A 15,841-nucleotide genomic window follows, 5' to 3' on the forward strand; every position below is an offset into this window, starting at 1 on the left:
CGTGTCCGCCGCATTGCCGCATTCAGGCGACGGGGTGGTGCGCAGGTTGATCGCGTACTCCGGGCCGCCGGTCGTCACCAGGGTGGCTACTGGGGTGCTGCGGGCCACGTCAATCCTGGTGGCGTCGTCGAAGGTCACGCAGTAGATGCCGGTGGCGACCCTGGTGGACGACTTGATCCCCTTGGACTGTGCGCGGGTGCCGTCAGCGTTGATCTGAGCGGACGCCATCGCGTACGGGGCCTTGGCCCTCACTGCCGCATCGTCCGCGATGGCGACACCCGCGACCGCTCCTGCGGCCAGGAGGCTCAGCGCGGCAGCCGTCCCGCGGATACCCAGAGTGATGGGCAAGCGGCAGGTCGATCACTCACTCGAACGCGTCAGAAGCGGTCCTTTGCGCGAGGAAGATCAAGAACTGGCCGCCCGGGCCCGCCCGGCCCCCGATCGGTTCTCAGAACCCGTTCTCACGAACAGTGGGTTCAGGGCGCTTCTGAGAATTGTTTGTGACTGCATCCGTCGGCATGACGGTCCCTCAAGAGGCTTCCCCGAGCGACGCCGTCGACGTCGAGGGCCACCCCTGCCCCCGCTGCCGCGCCGAACCGGGCTCGCCGTGCCGCTCGCGCTCCGGCGCGGTCGCCGGCGCCTACCACACCGGCCGCTTCACCAAAGTGCCCCGGCTCGCCAAGCTCCCGCGCGTACCCACCCCCGCCGACCGCGGCCCCGGCCGGCCGTGGCGCCCCGGGACTCCCGTCCCGCTTGCCCTCGCCCCTGACACCCCGACCGCCGACATCCGCATCGGGTACGCCCGGTGCTCGACGCTCACCCAGGAGCTCCAGTCCCAACTGGACGCCCTCGCCAAGCACGGCATCCCGCGCGACCCCGCGTCCGCGTCCGGCCTCAGTTCGAGGCCGCTCTCGCGCTCGCCCGCCAGATCAAGGCCCACGCCCCGCACTGCCGCGTCATCTTCACCGTGTACGAGATGAAGCGCCCGGGCCGCGACGCCGCCGAACTCACCGCGCTCGCCGACCATCTCACCGCCCACGGCCTGGTCCTGGAGATGCTCGCCGGGCCCCTGCCCGGGATGTGCGACCCCAGCGGCGCGGGCCGCCTGCTGTTCGCGTTCTTCGCGGCGATGGCGGAGACCGAGCGGGAGGAAGGAGGCATACCCCGAGGCCGTCGCTCGGGCACACGCCGACTTCGCCGGCCTCCAGGACACCGAGTAGTCGGCAAGCTCAACCCCGACCGTGGTCGGGGACATGGCGTCCGCCGTCCAGGCGCATGTAGCGGCCAGCCGGGTAGTTGAGGGGCAGGACCGGTCGGTCCGTCTCCTCTACGACAGTCCAGTCCCCGGAGCCGCCAGTGACGTGGAGACGCACCACGTCTCGCCGCCGGACGCGTTCATCGAACACGTTCGCAGCCTGAACCATCAGATGCCCACCGTCACCGTCGCGCAGTTCGGGCACGAGCGATGGTCAGCAAGGCCGAATTCGACGCGCGGATGCCGGCCCAGGCCCGCACTCGGCCGCAGGGCCGCTGGGCCGCTGGGGCAGGCTGCGCAAGCTACGCAGAGCGTAGGCGCGAGGGGCGCGACTCTCGCAGTACTAGCTGGGCTCGTCGAGACGGAAGCCCACCTTCATGCCGACCTGGTAGTGGGCGATCTGGCCGTCCTCGACGTGGCCGCGGATCTCCGTGACCTCGAACCAGTCCACTTGCCGGAGCGTTTCGCAGGCACGGGTGATCCCGTTGCGGATGGCTGTGTCCACACCGTCCTGGGACGAGCCGACGATCTCGGTGACTCGGTACACGTGGTCTGCCATGGCGGCCTCTCCTTCGTTCCGACTCCATCCACACTGCACGGAACCGCGGACGCCCGCGACTCGGCGCAGACGCCACCGGTGAACCGGTGCCGCCCCGCGCGGTCGCGGGTCACGCCCTGCGGCGCGGCTGGGCGGTATCAGCGTTCAACCGTGGCGGGACCGGCCGAAACGCCGAGGGAGTTCACGCCATCCAGACAGACCGCACCAACCAGAACGACCTTTCCCGGCCGGCCGGGATCGCCGGCAAGCCCCAGCGGCCACTCCGAGACAGGAGTGGTCACTGAGGCTTCTCCCTGCGCTGCCCTGCCCTGCCCTGCGTCAGTCGGACGCGTCCGTCACCGCGATTGCCTCGGACTTCGGGCCCGAGCCGTTCACCGACGGTGGCGGCGTAGGTTGTGCGGCGTTCGGGCCCATGGTGGCGAGGAGCTGGCGGGCCAGGCCCAGGCCTGTGCCGCCCATGGTCAGGGCCTTGGCCAGGAGGTCTGCCATGCCGTCCGCGCCGTTCAGGACGACCATCTGGTCCACGTTGCCGAACGCGGACGCGCCCGCCTGGACGATCTCCGGCCAGTTCTCGGCCAGTTGCTGGGCGACCACGGCCTCCTGGTTCTCGGCCAGCGCCGCCGCGCGGGCCTTGATCGACTCGGCCTCGGCGAGGCCCTGCGCCCGGGTCGCCTCGGCCGCCGCCAGGCCCTTCGCCTGGGCCGCCGCGGCCTCCGCCTCGCCCGTCAGCCGGGTCGCGGTCGCCGTCGCGGCGCTCGCCAGCTCGGTCTCCTTCGCCTCGGCCTGCGCCGCCGAGATCCGCGCGTCGCGCTCCGCCTCGGCCAGCGTCCGCTTCTCGTACGCCGTCGCGTCCGCCGGCTTGCGGACGTCCGCCTGGAGCTGCTGCTCCCGCCGGTGCGCCACCAGCTCGGCCACCCGGGTCTCCTGGACCACCACCTCCTGCTTGGCCCCGGCCTCCGCGAGCGGGCCCGCCTGCCGGGCCTTCGCGGACGCCTTGTCCCGCTCGGCCTGGTAGCCCGCCTGCAGGATCTCGCTGTCCCGGGTCGCCTCCGACATCCGGGCCGCGGCCATCTGCTCCGCCTCCGTCGCCAGCCGGTTCGCCTCCGCCTGCGCGATCCGGGCGTCCCGCTGGACCGCCGCGGCGTGCGGCGCGGCCAGGTTCTTGATGTACCCGGTCGGGTCCTCGATCTCGTGGATCTGCAGCGAGTCGACGATCAGGCCGAGCTTCTCCATCTCCGTGCCACAGGCCGAACGCGCCTGCCCGGTCAGCTTCTCCCGGTCGCGGATCATGTCCTCGACCGTCAACCCGCCCACGATCGCCCGCAGATGACCCGCGAACACGATGTGCACCCGCTCCGACATCAGCTTCTGCTGGTCGAGGAAGCGGCGGGCCGCGTTGGCGATCGACACGAAGTCGTCGCCCACTTTGAAGATCACTACACCGCGGACCTTCAGCGGAATGCCCTGGTGGGTCACGCATTCCACCGACAGCTGCGTCTCGTTGAGGTCCAGCGACAGCTTCCGCACCGCCTGCACGCCGGGCAGCACGAGCGTGCCCCGCCCCGTGACGATCCGGAACCCCATCCCCTCGCTGAGGCCCTCGGTCTTGTGGTTCGAACCGGAGATGATCAGTGCTTCATTGGGTTCCGCGACGCGCCACATCAACTTGAACAGTGCGATCAGGACGACGAGGGCGGCGAATGCGCCGCCCGCCACGATGCCGATGCCCATGGGCACCTCCCCCTTCACCGGCGCCGCGGTCCGGCCCCGATGAAGGGAGTGTGCGCCTCTCGCGCCCGTCGCTCAATGGATCGGTCAACTGTCATACGCGGCTGTGACATAGACCGTGCGCGGCGGCAGGTGCTCCATCACGGTCACCACCGTGCCCGGCTCGATCCGCTCCTTGCCCGAGGCCGGATACGCCAGGAAGTGCTCGGCCCCGCCCCGGATCCGGACGATCACCTCGCCGACGAGGCCGGGCCCGACGGTGCCGGTGACCCGGCCGAGCATTCCCACCATCGACGCGTCGTCCATGCCTGAACGGTACGTCAGATCCAGTCGTCCAGCGCGGACATGAACCCGTCGAAATCGTCCCGGTGGATCGTGTGGCCCGCCCCGGCCACCGTACGGACCTCGAAACCCCGCTCGCGCAGCAGCGCGGCGCGCTCCGGGGAGATCAGGAAGCTCGGGTCCGCCAGCGTGACGAGTGACGGGACCTCCGGCTTCTGCGGCATCAGGTCTGCGCCCGCGAACTCCGTGAGCCCGTATGCCGTGTTGGGGTCCCAGAGCTTGAGCGTCTCCAGCTCCACGGCGACGTCCGCCTCCTCCCAGCGCGGGTTCAGGGTCCGGACCTGCTCCGCCGTCGCCGACTTGAAGCCGACGAACAGCTCCGGGTCGAAGCCCTCCTCGGCCGTCGCCAAGTGCCAGGCCGGGTCGGAGAACACCGCCCGCTTCGGCGCGAGCCGCGCCACCGCGCCGGCCAGCGTCAGCCCGCCCAACGAGTGGCCGATGGCCAGATCCGCGCCCTTCGGCAGGGTCTCGACGACGTCGTCCGCGTAGTCCTCGGGACGGTACCGGTCGGCCGGCCCGGTGGCTCCGTGGCCGCGCAGGTCGACGGCGACGACCCGGTAGCCGCGCTCGGCCAACGCCGGGCCGACCCGCCGCCAGGTGCGGTGGTCGGCCATGATGCCGTGGATCAGCAGGGCGACGCGGTCGCCCGTACCCCAGGTGGTGGTGTGCAGCTGCACGGTCGGTGCCTTTCGTCGAACGGGGTGGTGCGGGTGAGTGGTTGGGGGGAGGCATGGGCACCAGTGCCCATGTGGGATTCGGCCCCGGGCCCTGTGCTCAGCGCACGCCCTGGATCGGCCGTACCGCGAGCGCGCCCAGCACCGACAGCACCGCGGCGAACACGAACAGAGGGGTGTATCCGCCGCCGCTGAGGGAGACGATCACCGAGGCGACGAACGGCGCGACGATCTGCGGGCCGGCGTTCGCCACGTTCAGTACACCCATGTCGCGTGCCGCGTCCTCCGCCTTCGGCAGGACCATGGTGACCAGGGCCGTGTCGACGGCCATGTAGCAGCCGAAGCCGAGGCCGTTGACGACGGAGAAGGCGAGCATCGCGGTCCAGCTCGACGACACGGCCGGGATCAGCAGCGCGACGGCGGCCAGCACGGCGGACGCGCCGACGAACAGCTTGCGCCGGTCGTAGCGGTCCGACAGCCAGCCGCCGAGGACGGTGGAGACCACCATCGCGACGCTGTTGACCGGCATCAGGATCGCCACCGCCTCCTCCGGCGCGAGGCCGGCCGGCAGATCGGTGCGGTCCTTGAGGATGTACAGCTGGAAGCCGGCCACCGCGAAGTACCCGAGGATCAGCAGCGCCCGGCCGATGAACGCCCAGCGGAAGTCGTGATCTTTCAACGCGCCGGCGAACGCGGCCAGTTGGGCCTTGACCGGCATCGGCGCCTTCACGGGCATCCGCTCCTCTCGGGCGCAGGCGGTGAACAGCACGGCCGCCGCGGCCACGATCGCGCCGAAGAGGAGATAGCCGGTGCGGTAGTCGTCGGAGAAGGCCGCGCCCAGCAGGGCGCCGATCGTGGAGCCGACGGGCAGCCCGAGACCGACGGCCGCGGAGGCCTTGCCGCGGGCCTCCGTCGGCACCCGGTCGGGGACGACCGAGGTCAGGGCGGCCTGGTAGACGTTCATGACGGCCTGGCCGAGACACCAGGCGATCGTGACGAGCAGGATCGTGTCGACGCTGCCGAGCAGCAGCATCACCGGCAGCGCGAGCAGGCCGCCGGCCAGGATCCAGGGGTTGCGGCGGCCGGACCGGTCCGAGAGCGCGCCGGCCACCGGGTTGAAGATCGTCGCGAAGATCGCCGAGATGCCGGAGACAAGGCCGAAGTTCGCCACCTTCTCCGCGGGGTCGATGGCCTCGATCTGGAGCGCGAGGAGCACTCCGGGGACGCCGATGTACAGCGCGTACATGGCCGTGTTGCCGGCCAGCAGCAGGGGGAGCAGGCCGCGCGTGGGGCGGGGCCCGGCGGATCCGGCGGTGCGGTCCGAGTCGGTGCCAGGGGAGGAAAGGGCCACGGTGCCCTCCTGGTGTGATCGCCCGACGGGAGGACGGGCGGGTGCGGAAGTGACAGGGGTGGTTCAAGCGACACGGGTGGATCAAAAAGGACAGCGTTGGTTCAAGCGCCAGCAGTGGTTCCGGAGTGCTTGAACGGATGGTTACACGTGTCAGTGACTCGCGTAACCACTGTGTAGCACCTGAATCCGGCCATCCGCCAGACCCGGTGCCGGATCGTTCTGGAAAGATGCCGAGCGCGATGAGCCAGTCACCGAAGCACTCCGCCGAACGCCCCGTCCCGACCAGCGCCGATGTCGCGCGCCTGGCGGGGGTCTCCCGGGCCACCGTCAGTTACGTGCTGAACAACACCTCGGCGGTGCGGATCAGCGAACCGACCCGCCAGCGGGTGCGCGAGGCGGCCCAGGAACTCGGGTACGTGCCCCACGCCGCGGCCCGCAGCCTGCGCGCCGGGCACAGCCGCATGGTGCTGCTGCCGACCGCGCACGTCCCGGTGGGCCCGCTCTACAGCCGCTTCTTCGACGAGCTGCAGTGGGCCCTGCGCCGGCTGGACTACACGGTCGTCCAGTACGGCAGCCTCGGCATGGACGCCGACGAGGCGGCCCGCGCCTGGGCGGAACTGCGCCCGGTGGCGGTGGTCTCGCTCGGCGAGATCGCGCTCACCGCGCAGGGCGTCGAGGTCCTCAAGCGGTCCGGCGCGAAGGCCGTCATCACCCTCGGGCCGCACCGCGTCGAGGGCGCGCACGCGCTCGTCATGGACCAGCGGGAGATCGGCGCCCGCGCCGTGGAGCACCTGCTGGAGCGGGGCCGGCGCAGGATCGGCGTGATCATGCCGGAGGACCGGGGTCTGGAGATGTTCTCGGCGCCCCGGCTGGAGGGCGCGCGGCAGGCCGCGGCCGGCACGGAGGCCGAGATCGTCCCCGTCCCGCTGCGGTACGAGGAGGAGCCGGCGACCGAGCTCGCGGGGCGCTGGCGGACGATGGGGCTCGACGCGGTCTTCGCGTACAACGACGAGTACGCGATGCTCCTCATGCGGGCGCTCCAGGACGCGGGCGTCGACGTGCCGGGCGAGACCGCCGTGGTCGGCGCGGACGACCTGCTGCTCGGCCGGCTGCTGCGGCCGCGGCTCAGCACCGTGCAGATCGACATGGTGATCGGACGTCACCTCGCCGAGTTGGTGGATCGCGTGGTCCGCGACCCGGGCGGTGCGCCCGAGCGCCATGACCTGATGGCGGCGCGGCTGATCCACCGCGAGTCGAGCTGACGGCACCGGCCCGATCGGGCCCGGCGGGGCGGGTCGAACGGGCGGGATCGGCCGGGCGGGCGAAGGGTGCGCGCCGGGCTTAGCGTCGGTGCATGAGCACAGTTCCGAAGCGTTTCGAGATCCTGGTGGTGCCCGCGCACGTGGACGACCGCGGCGCGGCGTCGGTCGAGGACAGTGCCGTACGGGCCGCTGTCGTGGAGGCCACCGGCGAGGTGGGGAACTCTGGCTACCCCCGGTACGCGGGCCACGGCATCGTCGCCGACATCGACCCGGAGACCCGGACCGTCGAGGCGATCCTGCTGGACGGCAGGGAGCTCGACTACGGGCTGACCGCGCTGGTACTCGACGGCAGGGAGCACTGACCGATCGGTCGGTGCATGGGGCACCCGTCCTGTCCTGCGGCGGTTGACAGCCGCCGCTGCGGGGCACAAACTCGGCCGCGGCCCGCCTGTGAACGATGGTTCACACGAGAGGGCCCGGGGCGAAGACAAACACGGGCCCGCAGCGGCCCGGAACGGGACAAGGGGAGAGACCCGATGAGCATCCGCGACGTCTACATCGTCGACGCCGTCCGCACGCCGATCGGCAAGTTCGGCGGCGCGCTCTCCGCCGTACGCCCCGACGACCTCGCCGCTCACGTCGTCAAGGCGCTCGTGGAGCGCACCCCCGACCTCGACCCGGCCCGGATCGACGACGTGTACTTCGGCGACGCCAACGGCGCCGGCGAGGACAACCGCGACGTGGCCCGGATGGCCGTGCTGCTCGCCGGGCTGCCCACGTCCGTGCCGGGCGTGACCGTCAACCGGCTGTGCGGCTCCGGCCTGGAGGCCGTGATCCAGGCGGCCCGCGCGATCGCCGTCGGCGACGCGCACATCGCCCTCGCGGGCGGCGTGGAGTCGATGTCGCGCGCGCCCTGGGTGCTGCAGAAGCCCGAACGCGCCTTCCCCGCCGGCCACCAGCAGCTGCACTCCACCACGCTCGGCTGGCGGATGACCAACCCGAGGATGCCCGCCGAGTGGACGGTCGCGCTCGGCGAGGGGGCCGAGCTCGTCGCCGACAAGCACGCGCTCACCCGCGAGCAGCAGGACGCCTTCGCGCTGGAGAGCCACCGCAAGGCGGCCGAGGCCTGGGCCAAGGGGCTGTACGACGGCGAGGTCGTCGGCTACCCGGGCGTCGACCTGGCGCGCGACGAGTGCATCCGCGACAGCACCTCGATGGAGGCGCTCGCCAAGCTGAAGCCGTCGTTCCGACCCGAAGGAGGCACGGTCACGGCCGGCAACGCCTCGCCGCTCAACGACGGCGCGGCCGCGCTGCTGCTCGTCGACGAGGAGGGCCTGCGCGCGACCGGCCGGGAGCCGCTCGCCCGGATCCGCGCCTCCGCGGTCACCGGCATCGAGCCGCAGCTGTTCGGGCTCGGACCGGTCGAGGCGGTCCGCAAGGCCCTGGAGAAGGCCGGCCGGTCGTTCGCGGACCTGACCGCCTTCGAGCTGAACGAGGCCTTCGCCGCCCAGTCGCTGGGCTGCCTCGCCGAGTGGCCCGAGCTGGACCCGGCGGTGGTCAACCCGCGTGGCGGCGCGATCGCCATCGGCCACCCGCTCGGCGCGTCCGGCGCCCGGCTGGCCGGCGCCGTCGCCCACCAGCTCGCGGCGGCCGGCTCGGGTACGGGCCTGGCGGCGCTGTGCATCGGCGTCGGCCAGGGTCTCGCGCTCGTCCTGGAGCGCTGACCGACACGACGAGACGGGGGCGGGGCGCGCCGAAACAGACGCGCCCCGCCCCCGTACGAGGACTCCCGTACGTACGAGAGAGTTACTGCCCCTGCGCCTTCGCGTCCTCGATGGACTTGCGCACCTCGTCCATGTCGAGCCCGCGGGCCTGCCCGATCAGGTCCTCGAGGGCGGGCTCGGGCAGCGCGCCCGGCTGCGCGAACACGGCCACATTGTCGCGGACGATCATCAGCGTCGGGATCGAGCGGATGTCGAAGGCCGCGGCGAGCTCCTGCTGCGCCTCCGTGTCGACCTTGGCGAAGACCAGGTCCTCGTGACGCTCGGACGCCTTCTCGAAGACCGGGGCGAACTGGCGGCACGGACCACACCAGGCTGCCCAGAAATCGATGAGGACGAAGGCGTTGTCGCTCACGATCTGGTCGAAGTTGTCCTTGGTGAGCTCCACAGTGCTCATGCTTTCCTACCTCTTCCCGGTCCACAGCGGACTCGCCCCGCACAACGGAGACCCGGCCCGCACTATTCCGTCCGCCCCCCACCTGCCCGCCCGTCCGAAAGCGACACCTCCCCTGTGGCCCGTACGGGCGGCGACCAGCAGACTGGGGGCCATGACGCGATCGGTGGACTACGACGTAGTGGTGCTGGGGGCGGGCCCGACCGGCGAGAACGTGGCCGGACGGGCACGGGAGGCCGGACTGAGCGTGGCCGTGGTGGAGAGCGAGCTGGTGGGCGGCGAGTGCTCGTACTGGGCGTGCATGCCCAGCAAGGCGCTGCTGCGCCCGGTGCTCGCCCGCGCCGACGCGCGCCGGGTGCCCGGCCTGCGGCAGATGGTCGGCGGCCCGCTGGACGTGGCCGCCGTGCTCGCCCACCGCGACGAGTACACCTCGTACTGGAAGGACGACGGTCAGGCGGCCTGGGTCGACTCGATCGGCGCCCGGCTCTACCGCGGCCACGGCCGACTGCACGGACCGCGCAAGGTCGTCGTCGACGGCCCCGAGGGCGAGCACGTCGTGCTGACCGCCCGGCACGCCGTCGCCGTGTGCACCGGCAGCCGCCCCGCCCTGCCCGAACTGCCGGGCCTGGCGGGCGCGAAGGCCTGGACCAGCCGCGAGGCGACCAGCGCCCAGGCCGTTCCCGGCCGGCTCGCGATCGTCGGCGGGGGAGTGGTGGCCGTGGAGATGGCCACCGTCTGGCGGGCGCTCGGCGCGCAGGTCACCGTGCTGGTCCGTGGGTCCGGCGTGCTGCCCCGGATGGAGCCGTTCGCCGGCGAGCACGTCGTCGCGGGGCTGACCGAGGCCGGCGTGGACGTCCGTACCGGCGTCTCCGTCGCCGCGCTGGTGCGCGACGGGGGCGAGGGCCCGGTCACCGTCGTCCTGGAGGGCGGCGACAAGGTCGAGGCCGACGAGGTGCTGCTGGCCATCGGCCGGGCGCCGCGCACCGACGACATCGGCCTGGACACCGTGGGCCTGGAGCCGGGCGGCTGGCTGCCCGTCGACGACAGCCTCCGGGTCACCGGCAGCGACTGGCTGTACGGCGTAGGCGACGTGAACCACCGCGCCCTGATGACCCATCAGGGCAAGTACCAGGCCCGGGTCGCGGGCGACGCGATCGCCGCGCGCGCCGCAGGCCTCGCCGCCCTGGAGACCGACCGGTGGGGCGCCCACGCGGCCACCGCCGACCACGCCGCCCTCCCGCAGGTCGTCTTCACCGACCCCGAGGTCGGCGCGGTCGGGCTGACCCTCGCCGCCGCCGAGCGGGCCGGACACCGCGTCCGCGCCGTCGACATGGACCTCACCTCGGTCGCCGGAGCCGGGCTCTACGTCGAGGGCTACCGCGGCCACGCCCGCCTCGTCGTCGACCTCGACCGGGAGATCGTGCTCGGCGCGACCTTCGTCGGCCCGGGCGTCGGCGAACTCCTGCACGCCGCGACCATCGCCGTGGCCGGCGAGGTCCCGATCGACCGCCTCTGGCACGCGGTCCCCGCCTACCCCACCCTCAGCGAGATCTGGCTCCGCCTCCTGGAGGCGTACCGGGCGGACCAGGGAGCATGAGCCCTCGCGTGTTCCGCTTGCAGGGCAGTTTCAGGTTGAGGACCGAGTGGTCGCTCTTGATTGACAACTGTGCACCTCAACTACCGCCAGCCACCTGTAAACTGAGAGTGTGGGTACGCCAGAGAAACATGCACGCTGGTGCAGAGGGCGGCTTGACGCCTACCTGTCCGACAAGAGCTGCGATGAGTGCGGCAGCAGCACCGACCTTGCCCTGGTGTACAAGAAGCGTTGGTGGGCCGACGTCTCCGTCACGGCTTGGGCCCAGACCAAGTTCAATCTTGAGCGGACCCTGGAGCGGACTCGTATCACGTGCCGGACATGCATCTCCGAACGAATCGCCTGCGTTCGAGCGGTGCTTGAATCCGGTGTGCGATACGACTTGTGTCAGGACGCCGGTTGCGGCGAGCCGGTCTCCAGCCGCGGGTTCTGCATCAATCATCGGTACGCGTATATGCGAATGACGGGAGTCAAGCCCCGCCGCCTGGCCGCGTCCGGCTCGGGAAACGTCACGGCCGAGGGCTATCGGCGCGTTTCCGCGCCAGGTCACCCCAACGCGAACCGGCACGGGAGAATATTCGAGCACCGAAAGGTCCTGGCGGATAGGCTCGGGCGTCCACTGCGGCCGGGCGAGAGTGCTCACCACAAGAACGGCGACCGACTCGACAATCGGTCTGAGAACCTTGAGCTCTGGGTCACCTCTCAGCCGTCGGGTCAGCGCGCGAGCGACCTCGTCGCGTGGGCGAGAGAAATCATCGAACTGTATGGGGAAGAGGTCGACCGCGGCCTCGCCTGAGCGCTTCAACGGGGGCCGCCGTGGATATTGCCGAGCTGTTTAGCCTTGCGGATCTGGAGACGGCGATCTCCGCCGGGCATGTGACCCGCAAGCCCCACCCTTCCTTGCCGATCTCCATACTCACGTACACGCGGAGCGCCCAGTACGAGCGGGTGTGGAACCGGGTCACCACGCGGTGCCGGGGCCTGGTCGCCGACGACGAGACCGGGCGGATCGTCGCGCACTGTCTGCCGAAGTTCTTCAACGTCGGCGAGCACGCGTCGGGACAGCCGTACGCGCCGGCCCTGCCCGACGAGCCGTTCGAGGTCTACGACAAGGTCGACGGCAGCCTCGCCCTCGTCTTCCACTACGCGGACAAGTGGCGGGTCGCCTCCAAGGGATCGTTCATCAGCGAGCAGGCGACCTGGGCGCAGCGCCGGCTGGACGCCAAGGACACCTCCGCGCTGACGCCCGGCGTGACGTACCTCGCCGAGATCCTGTACCCGCAGAACCGGATCGTCGTCGACTACGGCGACCGCCGGGACCTGGTGCTGCTCGCCGCGTTCGGCGCCGACGGCGCGGAGCTCCCGCTCGCCGAGGCGGCGCCGGACTGGGCGGCGATCGGGTCGGTCGTGACCGTGTGGCCGGCGATGTCGCTCGACGAACTGACCAAGCTGACCGAGTCGAACACGCTGCCCGGCGGCCGGGCCGCCACCGGCACCGACGCCGAGGGCTTCGTGCTCCGCTTCGCGTCCGGTGTCCGGGCGAAGGCCAAGATCGCCGAGTACGTGCGGCTGCACAAGGTGCTGACCGGCGTCACCGAGCGGGACATCTGGCGCAGCCACGGCATCGAGCGCTTCGCCGGCACGGCCGCGAAGCGGCTCGCGCAGGGGCTCGGGCTCTCCGTCGCCGAGCTGGGCGGCGTGAAGTCGGCAGGCGGCCGCCCCCTTGAGGCGCTCCTGGAGCAGGTGCCGGACGAGTTCGACACCTGGGTGCGCGGGGTCGTCGCGCGCCTGGAGGATGAGGCGGCGGCGCACGCGCGCGCCATTGACGAGGCGTACGCGTCGGTCGCCCATCTCGCCGAGGACCGGGGCGCGTTCGCCCGCGCGGTCAAGACCCTGCCGGTCGACCGGGAGGTCCGGTCGGCCCTGTTTCTGCGCCTCGACGGCAAGTCGACGGACCTGCTGGTCTGGCGGCATGTGCGGCCCGAGGCGTCCGACCCCTTCACCACCGACGAGGAGAACTGATCCGTGCCTTCCGTACACGTCATGACGGGGCTGCCGGCCTCGGGAAAGACGACCGCCGCGAGGAAGCTGCAGGCGGAGTCCGAGGGCCGGATGCGCCGCGTCAACCTCGACGACCTGCGGGCGATGCTCGACGTCCCGGCCCCCGAGCGCGGCCGGTCGCACGCCCATGAGCAGACCGTGCTGGCAGTCCAGGACGCCGCGGTGCGCGAGGCCGTCGCCGGCGGCTTCGACGTCGTCGTCGACAACACCCATCTGACGCCGCACATCCCCAAGCGGCTCAAGGCGGCCGTCACCGGCCTCGGCGCGACCTTCGTCGTGCACGACTTCACCGACGTGCCGGTCGAGGAGTGCATCCGGCGCGACGGCGCGCGCGAGCGCGCGGTCGGCGAGGAGATCATCCGGATCCTCGCCGACAAGCACGCCAAGGCCCGCAAGGGCGGCTGGCAGCTCACCGCGGAGTGGTTCAACGACCAGCCCGCGGCCACGCCGTACGTCGCCGACCCCGCGCTGCCCTCGGCGGTCCTCTGCGACATCGACGGCACCCTCGCGCTGCGCGGCGACCGCGGCCCGTACGACTTCTCCCGCTGCGACACGGACCTGCTCAACGTGTCCGTGCGGCAGGCCCTGCGGGCCTTCCGGACGGCCGATGACGACACGATCGTGCTGCTCTCCGGGCGCAGCGAGGACCACCGCGACATCACCGAGCAGTGGCTCAAGCGGCACGAAGTGCCGTACGACGAGCTGTGGATGCGCGCCTCGGACGACGGGCGCAGCGATGACATCGTGAAGGCCGAGCTGTTCGACGCGCACGTCCGCCACCGGTACGCGGTCCGGGTCTCGCTGGACGACCGGGACCGGGTGGTCGCGGTCTGGCGCCGGATGGGTCTGCCGACCTGGCAGGTCAACTACGGGAACTTCTAAAGAGTTCTCCGCACCACCCGTACCACCCCGCACCACCGCAAGGAGCGCCATGGACCGGACCAACGACTACCCGTCGCCGTGTGCGCTCTGCGGCGAGGTGGTCCCGGCCGGGGCGGGGGTGCTGGTCGGGCTGCGTCCGAAGGGCTGGGCGGTCTACCACCCGGAGCATGTGCGCGAGCCCGGCCCGCCGCCCCCGCACGACCATCCGGGCTGGCACCGGCGGGGGCTCACCGCCTTCGACGTCGCCGCCACCGGCCACCGGTACTCCGTCGACCGGATCCTCGCGGCCGCGGTCCGGAGCTCCGACGGGACGGTACGGGACTGGCTCATCGACCCGGGCCCTGGCCCGCTCGCCGTCGCCCCCGGCAAGCGGCACGGGATCACCGTGGAGCGGGCCCGCTCCGAGGGCGTCCCGGCCGCGCGGGCGCTTGAGGAGCTGGCGGAGCTGCTTGCCGGGCGGCTGGCGGCGGGGGAGCCGCTGGTCGTCTGGTACGCGCCGTACGTGCTGACCACGTTGGAGACGGAGCTGACCCGGAACGGGCTGCGCCCGCTCGGCGAGCGCGCGCCGCACGGCCTCGCCCCGGTGTGCGACCCGCTCATCCTGGACCGGCACGCCGACCCGTACCGTTCGGGCGGCCGCTCCCTGGACACGGTCACGGCCTGGTACGGCGTCCCGCACGAGCATCCCGGCGACCCGGCCTCCGACGCCGAGGCGACCCTGGCCCTGGCGCAGACCCTAGGCGCGCGCTACCCCGCGTTGGCCCGTTTCTCCCGGCCTGCGCTGCACAACGAGCAGATCCTGTGGAACGCCGCCGCGCACGGCCGGCACGAGCCGGAGCCGTGGCCGGTGGGCCCGGTCGAACCGCTGCCGTGGCGGGCACACGAGGCGGGCTGATGCCAGGCGCGGGTGATCAGCCGCGCTCTGCCGGTTCGTCGGCGAATGCCACAGCGCACCGAGGATCCGTCCGCAAGTATGTGGCTGAATAGTTGATCACGTGGCAGCGGGGGGTGAAGCACGGCTGTGCGACACCGGTAAGGACCGGATCGCTGCCATGTCGAGGTCTGGGGGATCGCATGGGGATGCGGCTGGCGTCGGATGACGCAGAGGCGTGCGAGGACAGGTTCGATTGGTTCTACAAGACGGTGTACAGCGATGTGATGCCCGTCATGCTGAGCCCCCGGCATACGGCCGGATTCCAGGCGAGCATCAAGGACTTGGATCTGGGCGTGGTGCGGCTGTCTGTTCTGACTTGCTCACCGGTGCTCTCACGCCGCACCTCGACCCATGTCCGGCGCGGCGATCCCGAGCAGCTGCACCTGGCGCTCCTCACACAGGGTGCTGTCAGGATCTCCCAGCGGGGCAACGAATCGGTGGTCGCGGGGGGACTCGTGCTCACCGACACCTCACGACCGAGTGAGGGGGCATGCACAAGCGGGCAGATCGAGTCGGTGGTCCTGCAGATCCCCCGTCAGGCCCTGTCGCTGCGCTCGGACCGGGTGGACCGCCTCCTCGCACAGAGCTTGGCCGCAGACGTGGGGTCAGGGGCGATCATCGCCGACTTCCTGAAGACGCTGCTCACACGCGGCCCGCAATGTCGCCCGGAGGAGCTGCGCGGGATGGGGTGCGTCGCCCTCGACTTGGCCACTGCGTTTCTCGCACGGCGGCTCGGTGACCCTGGTGAGGCGCCTGCCGAGGCCCGTGCGCAGGTGACGCTGCAGCGGATCCACCGCTTCATCGAGAACAATCTCGGCGACCCGGGCCTGACTCCCCAGGTGATCGCCGATCGGCACAACATGTCCCTGCGGTGTCTCTACGTCCTCTTCGGCGACCAGCCCCTGACCATCGCGGCACACATCCGCCACAGCCGGCTGGAGCGCGCCCACGCCGACCTCGCATCCGGGGAGCTGGGCGGTCGGCCCGTTCAAGCGATCGCGGCCCGCTGGGGCTTCGCAAGCGC

18 protein-coding genes are annotated in these 15,841 nt (G+C 71.7%); 11 read left to right on the top strand and 7 right to left on the bottom strand.

Annotated features, from left to right (window positions below; genetic code table 11):
- The coding region (locus VIU94_RS01780; protein ID WP_331906750.1) for a hypothetical protein at window positions 1-348 on the bottom strand (348 nt) is incomplete at its 3' end.
- A gap of 170 nt (window positions 349-518) precedes the next feature.
- Between VIU94_RS01780 and VIU94_RS01785 the strand changes: the two genes are divergently transcribed.
- Together VIU94_RS01785 and VIU94_RS01790 are read left to right on the top strand one after the other, a co-directional pair.
- Window positions 519-980, top strand: coding sequence for a zinc finger domain-containing protein (locus VIU94_RS01785; protein ID WP_331906784.1), 462 nt, complete (start codon window positions 519-521; stop codon window positions 978-980).
- Window positions 929-1,300: a recombinase family protein gene (locus VIU94_RS01790; protein WP_331906782.1), complete on the top strand. Its 372-nt coding sequence runs from the start codon at window positions 929-931 to the stop codon at window positions 1,298-1,300. The genes VIU94_RS01785 and VIU94_RS01790 overlap by 52 nt, the downstream gene beginning before the upstream one ends.
- Window positions 1,301-1,598: 298 nt before the next feature.
- Here the strand turns inward: VIU94_RS01790 and VIU94_RS01795 are convergent, their stop codons facing one another.
- The 5 genes from VIU94_RS01795 to VIU94_RS01815 all read right to left on the bottom strand — a co-directional run bounded on the left by VIU94_RS01795 (window position 1,599) and on the right by VIU94_RS01815 (window position 5,909).
- Window positions 1,599-1,814 carry a dodecin gene (locus VIU94_RS01795; protein ID WP_331906752.1) on the bottom strand — a complete coding sequence of 72 codons (216 nt, stop codon included), beginning with the start codon at window positions 1,812-1,814 and terminating at the stop codon, window positions 1,599-1,601.
- Window positions 1,815-2,132: 318 nt separating this feature from the next.
- A complete protein-coding gene (locus tag VIU94_RS01800; protein WP_331906754.1) occupies window positions 2,133-3,545 on the bottom strand; it encodes a flotillin family protein in 1,413 nt (470 codons plus the stop codon).
- An 84-nt stretch (window positions 3,546-3,629) separates the two neighbouring features.
- Window positions 3,630-3,848, bottom strand: coding sequence for an NfeD C-terminal domain-containing protein (locus VIU94_RS01805; RefSeq protein WP_331906756.1), 219 nt, complete (start codon window positions 3,846-3,848; stop codon window positions 3,630-3,632).
- A gap of 14 nt (window positions 3,849-3,862) precedes the next feature.
- Window positions 3,863-4,561 (bottom strand): alpha/beta fold hydrolase, encoded by a 699-nt coding sequence (locus VIU94_RS01810; RefSeq protein ID WP_331906758.1) that lies wholly within the window; start codon window positions 4,559-4,561, stop codon window positions 3,863-3,865.
- Window positions 4,562-4,658: 97 nt separating this feature from the next.
- Window positions 4,659-5,909 (bottom strand): MFS transporter, encoded by a 1,251-nt coding sequence (locus VIU94_RS01815; protein WP_331906760.1) that lies wholly within the window; start codon window positions 5,907-5,909, stop codon window positions 4,659-4,661.
- 239 nt (window positions 5,910-6,148) lie between these two features.
- Here VIU94_RS01815 and VIU94_RS01820 point away from each other — a divergent pair, with 239 nt between their 5' ends.
- The 3 genes from VIU94_RS01820 to VIU94_RS01830 all read left to right on the top strand — a co-directional run bounded on the left by VIU94_RS01820 (window position 6,149) and on the right by VIU94_RS01830 (window position 8,895).
- Window positions 6,149-7,171, top strand: a complete 1,023-nt coding sequence (locus VIU94_RS01820) for a LacI family DNA-binding transcriptional regulator (protein WP_331906762.1) — start codon at window positions 6,149-6,151, stop codon at window positions 7,169-7,171.
- A gap of 92 nt (window positions 7,172-7,263) precedes the next feature.
- Window positions 7,264-7,533, top strand: a complete 270-nt coding sequence (locus tag VIU94_RS01825; RefSeq protein WP_331906764.1) for a hypothetical protein — start codon at window positions 7,264-7,266, stop codon at window positions 7,531-7,533.
- A gap of 174 nt (window positions 7,534-7,707) precedes the next feature.
- Window positions 7,708-8,895: a thiolase family protein gene (locus tag VIU94_RS01830; RefSeq protein ID WP_331906766.1), complete on the top strand. Its 1,188-nt coding sequence runs from the start codon at window positions 7,708-7,710 to the stop codon at window positions 8,893-8,895.
- Window positions 8,896-8,977: 82 nt separating this feature from the next.
- Here the strand turns inward: VIU94_RS01830 and trxA are convergent, their stop codons facing one another.
- Window positions 8,978-9,349, bottom strand: a complete 372-nt coding sequence (gene trxA / locus VIU94_RS01835; protein ID WP_331906768.1) for a thioredoxin — start codon at window positions 9,347-9,349, stop codon at window positions 8,978-8,980.
- A 151-nt stretch (window positions 9,350-9,500) separates the two neighbouring features.
- Between trxA and VIU94_RS01840 the strand changes: the two genes are divergently transcribed.
- From VIU94_RS01840 to VIU94_RS01865, 6 genes are all read left to right on the top strand, one after another.
- Window positions 9,501-10,943 (top strand): dihydrolipoyl dehydrogenase family protein, encoded by a 1,443-nt coding sequence (locus VIU94_RS01840; RefSeq protein WP_331906770.1) that lies wholly within the window; start codon window positions 9,501-9,503, stop codon window positions 10,941-10,943.
- Window positions 10,944-11,052: 109 nt separating this feature from the next.
- Complete coding sequence (locus tag VIU94_RS01845) at window positions 11,053-11,736, top strand: HNH endonuclease family protein (RefSeq protein WP_331906772.1); 684 nt, start codon at window positions 11,053-11,055, stop codon at window positions 11,734-11,736.
- Window positions 11,737-11,840: 104 nt separating this feature from the next.
- A complete protein-coding gene (locus VIU94_RS01850) occupies window positions 11,841-12,962 on the top strand; it encodes a T4 RnlA family RNA ligase (protein ID WP_331906774.1) in 1,122 nt (373 codons plus the stop codon).
- 3 nt (window positions 12,963-12,965) lie between these two features.
- Entirely contained in the window at window positions 12,966-13,883 is a 918-nt protein-coding gene (locus VIU94_RS01855) for a phosphatase domain-containing protein (RefSeq protein ID WP_331906776.1), read from the top strand.
- Window positions 13,884-13,932: 49 nt separating this feature from the next.
- Window positions 13,933-14,778, top strand: coding sequence for a 3'-5' exonuclease family protein (locus tag VIU94_RS01860; RefSeq protein ID WP_331906778.1), 846 nt, complete (start codon window positions 13,933-13,935; stop codon window positions 14,776-14,778).
- Between the two features lie 179 nt (window positions 14,779-14,957).
- The coding region (locus VIU94_RS01865; RefSeq protein ID WP_331906780.1) for an AraC-like ligand-binding domain-containing protein at window positions 14,958-15,841 on the top strand (884 nt) is incomplete at its 3' end.

The organism is Streptomyces sp. (assembly GCF_036566765.1).
Classification (GTDB): Bacteria; Actinomycetota; Actinomycetes; order Streptomycetales; family Streptomycetaceae; genus Streptomyces.

Bases quoted from the DNA above. Each gene is read 5' to 3' on its own strand.
- VIU94_RS01840 (WP_331906770.1), top strand. From the start codon at position 9,501: ATGACGCGATCGGTGGACTACGACGTAGTGGTGCTGGGGGCGGGCCCG.
- VIU94_RS01860 (WP_331906778.1), top strand. From the start codon at position 13,933: ATGGACCGGACCAACGACTACCCGTCGCCGTGTGCGCTCTGCGGCGAG.
- VIU94_RS01820 (WP_331906762.1), top strand. From the start codon at position 6,149: ATGAGCCAGTCACCGAAGCACTCCGCCGAACGCCCCGTCCCGACCAGC.
- VIU94_RS01795 (WP_331906752.1), bottom strand. From the start codon at position 1,814: ATGGCAGACCACGTGTACCGAGTCACCGAGATCGTCGGCTCGTCCCAG.
- VIU94_RS01785 (WP_331906784.1), top strand. From the start codon at position 519: ATGACGGTCCCTCAAGAGGCTTCCCCGAGCGACGCCGTCGACGTCGAG.
- VIU94_RS01830 (WP_331906766.1), top strand. From the start codon at position 7,708: ATGAGCATCCGCGACGTCTACATCGTCGACGCCGTCCGCACGCCGATC.
- trxA (WP_331906768.1), bottom strand. From the start codon at position 9,349: ATGAGCACTGTGGAGCTCACCAAGGACAACTTCGACCAGATCGTGAGC.
- VIU94_RS01800 (WP_331906754.1), bottom strand. From the start codon at position 3,545: ATGGGCATCGGCATCGTGGCGGGCGGCGCATTCGCCGCCCTCGTCGTC.
- VIU94_RS01805 (WP_331906756.1), bottom strand. From the start codon at position 3,848: ATGGACGACGCGTCGATGGTGGGAATGCTCGGCCGGGTCACCGGCACC.
- VIU94_RS01825 (WP_331906764.1), top strand. From the start codon at position 7,264: ATGAGCACAGTTCCGAAGCGTTTCGAGATCCTGGTGGTGCCCGCGCAC.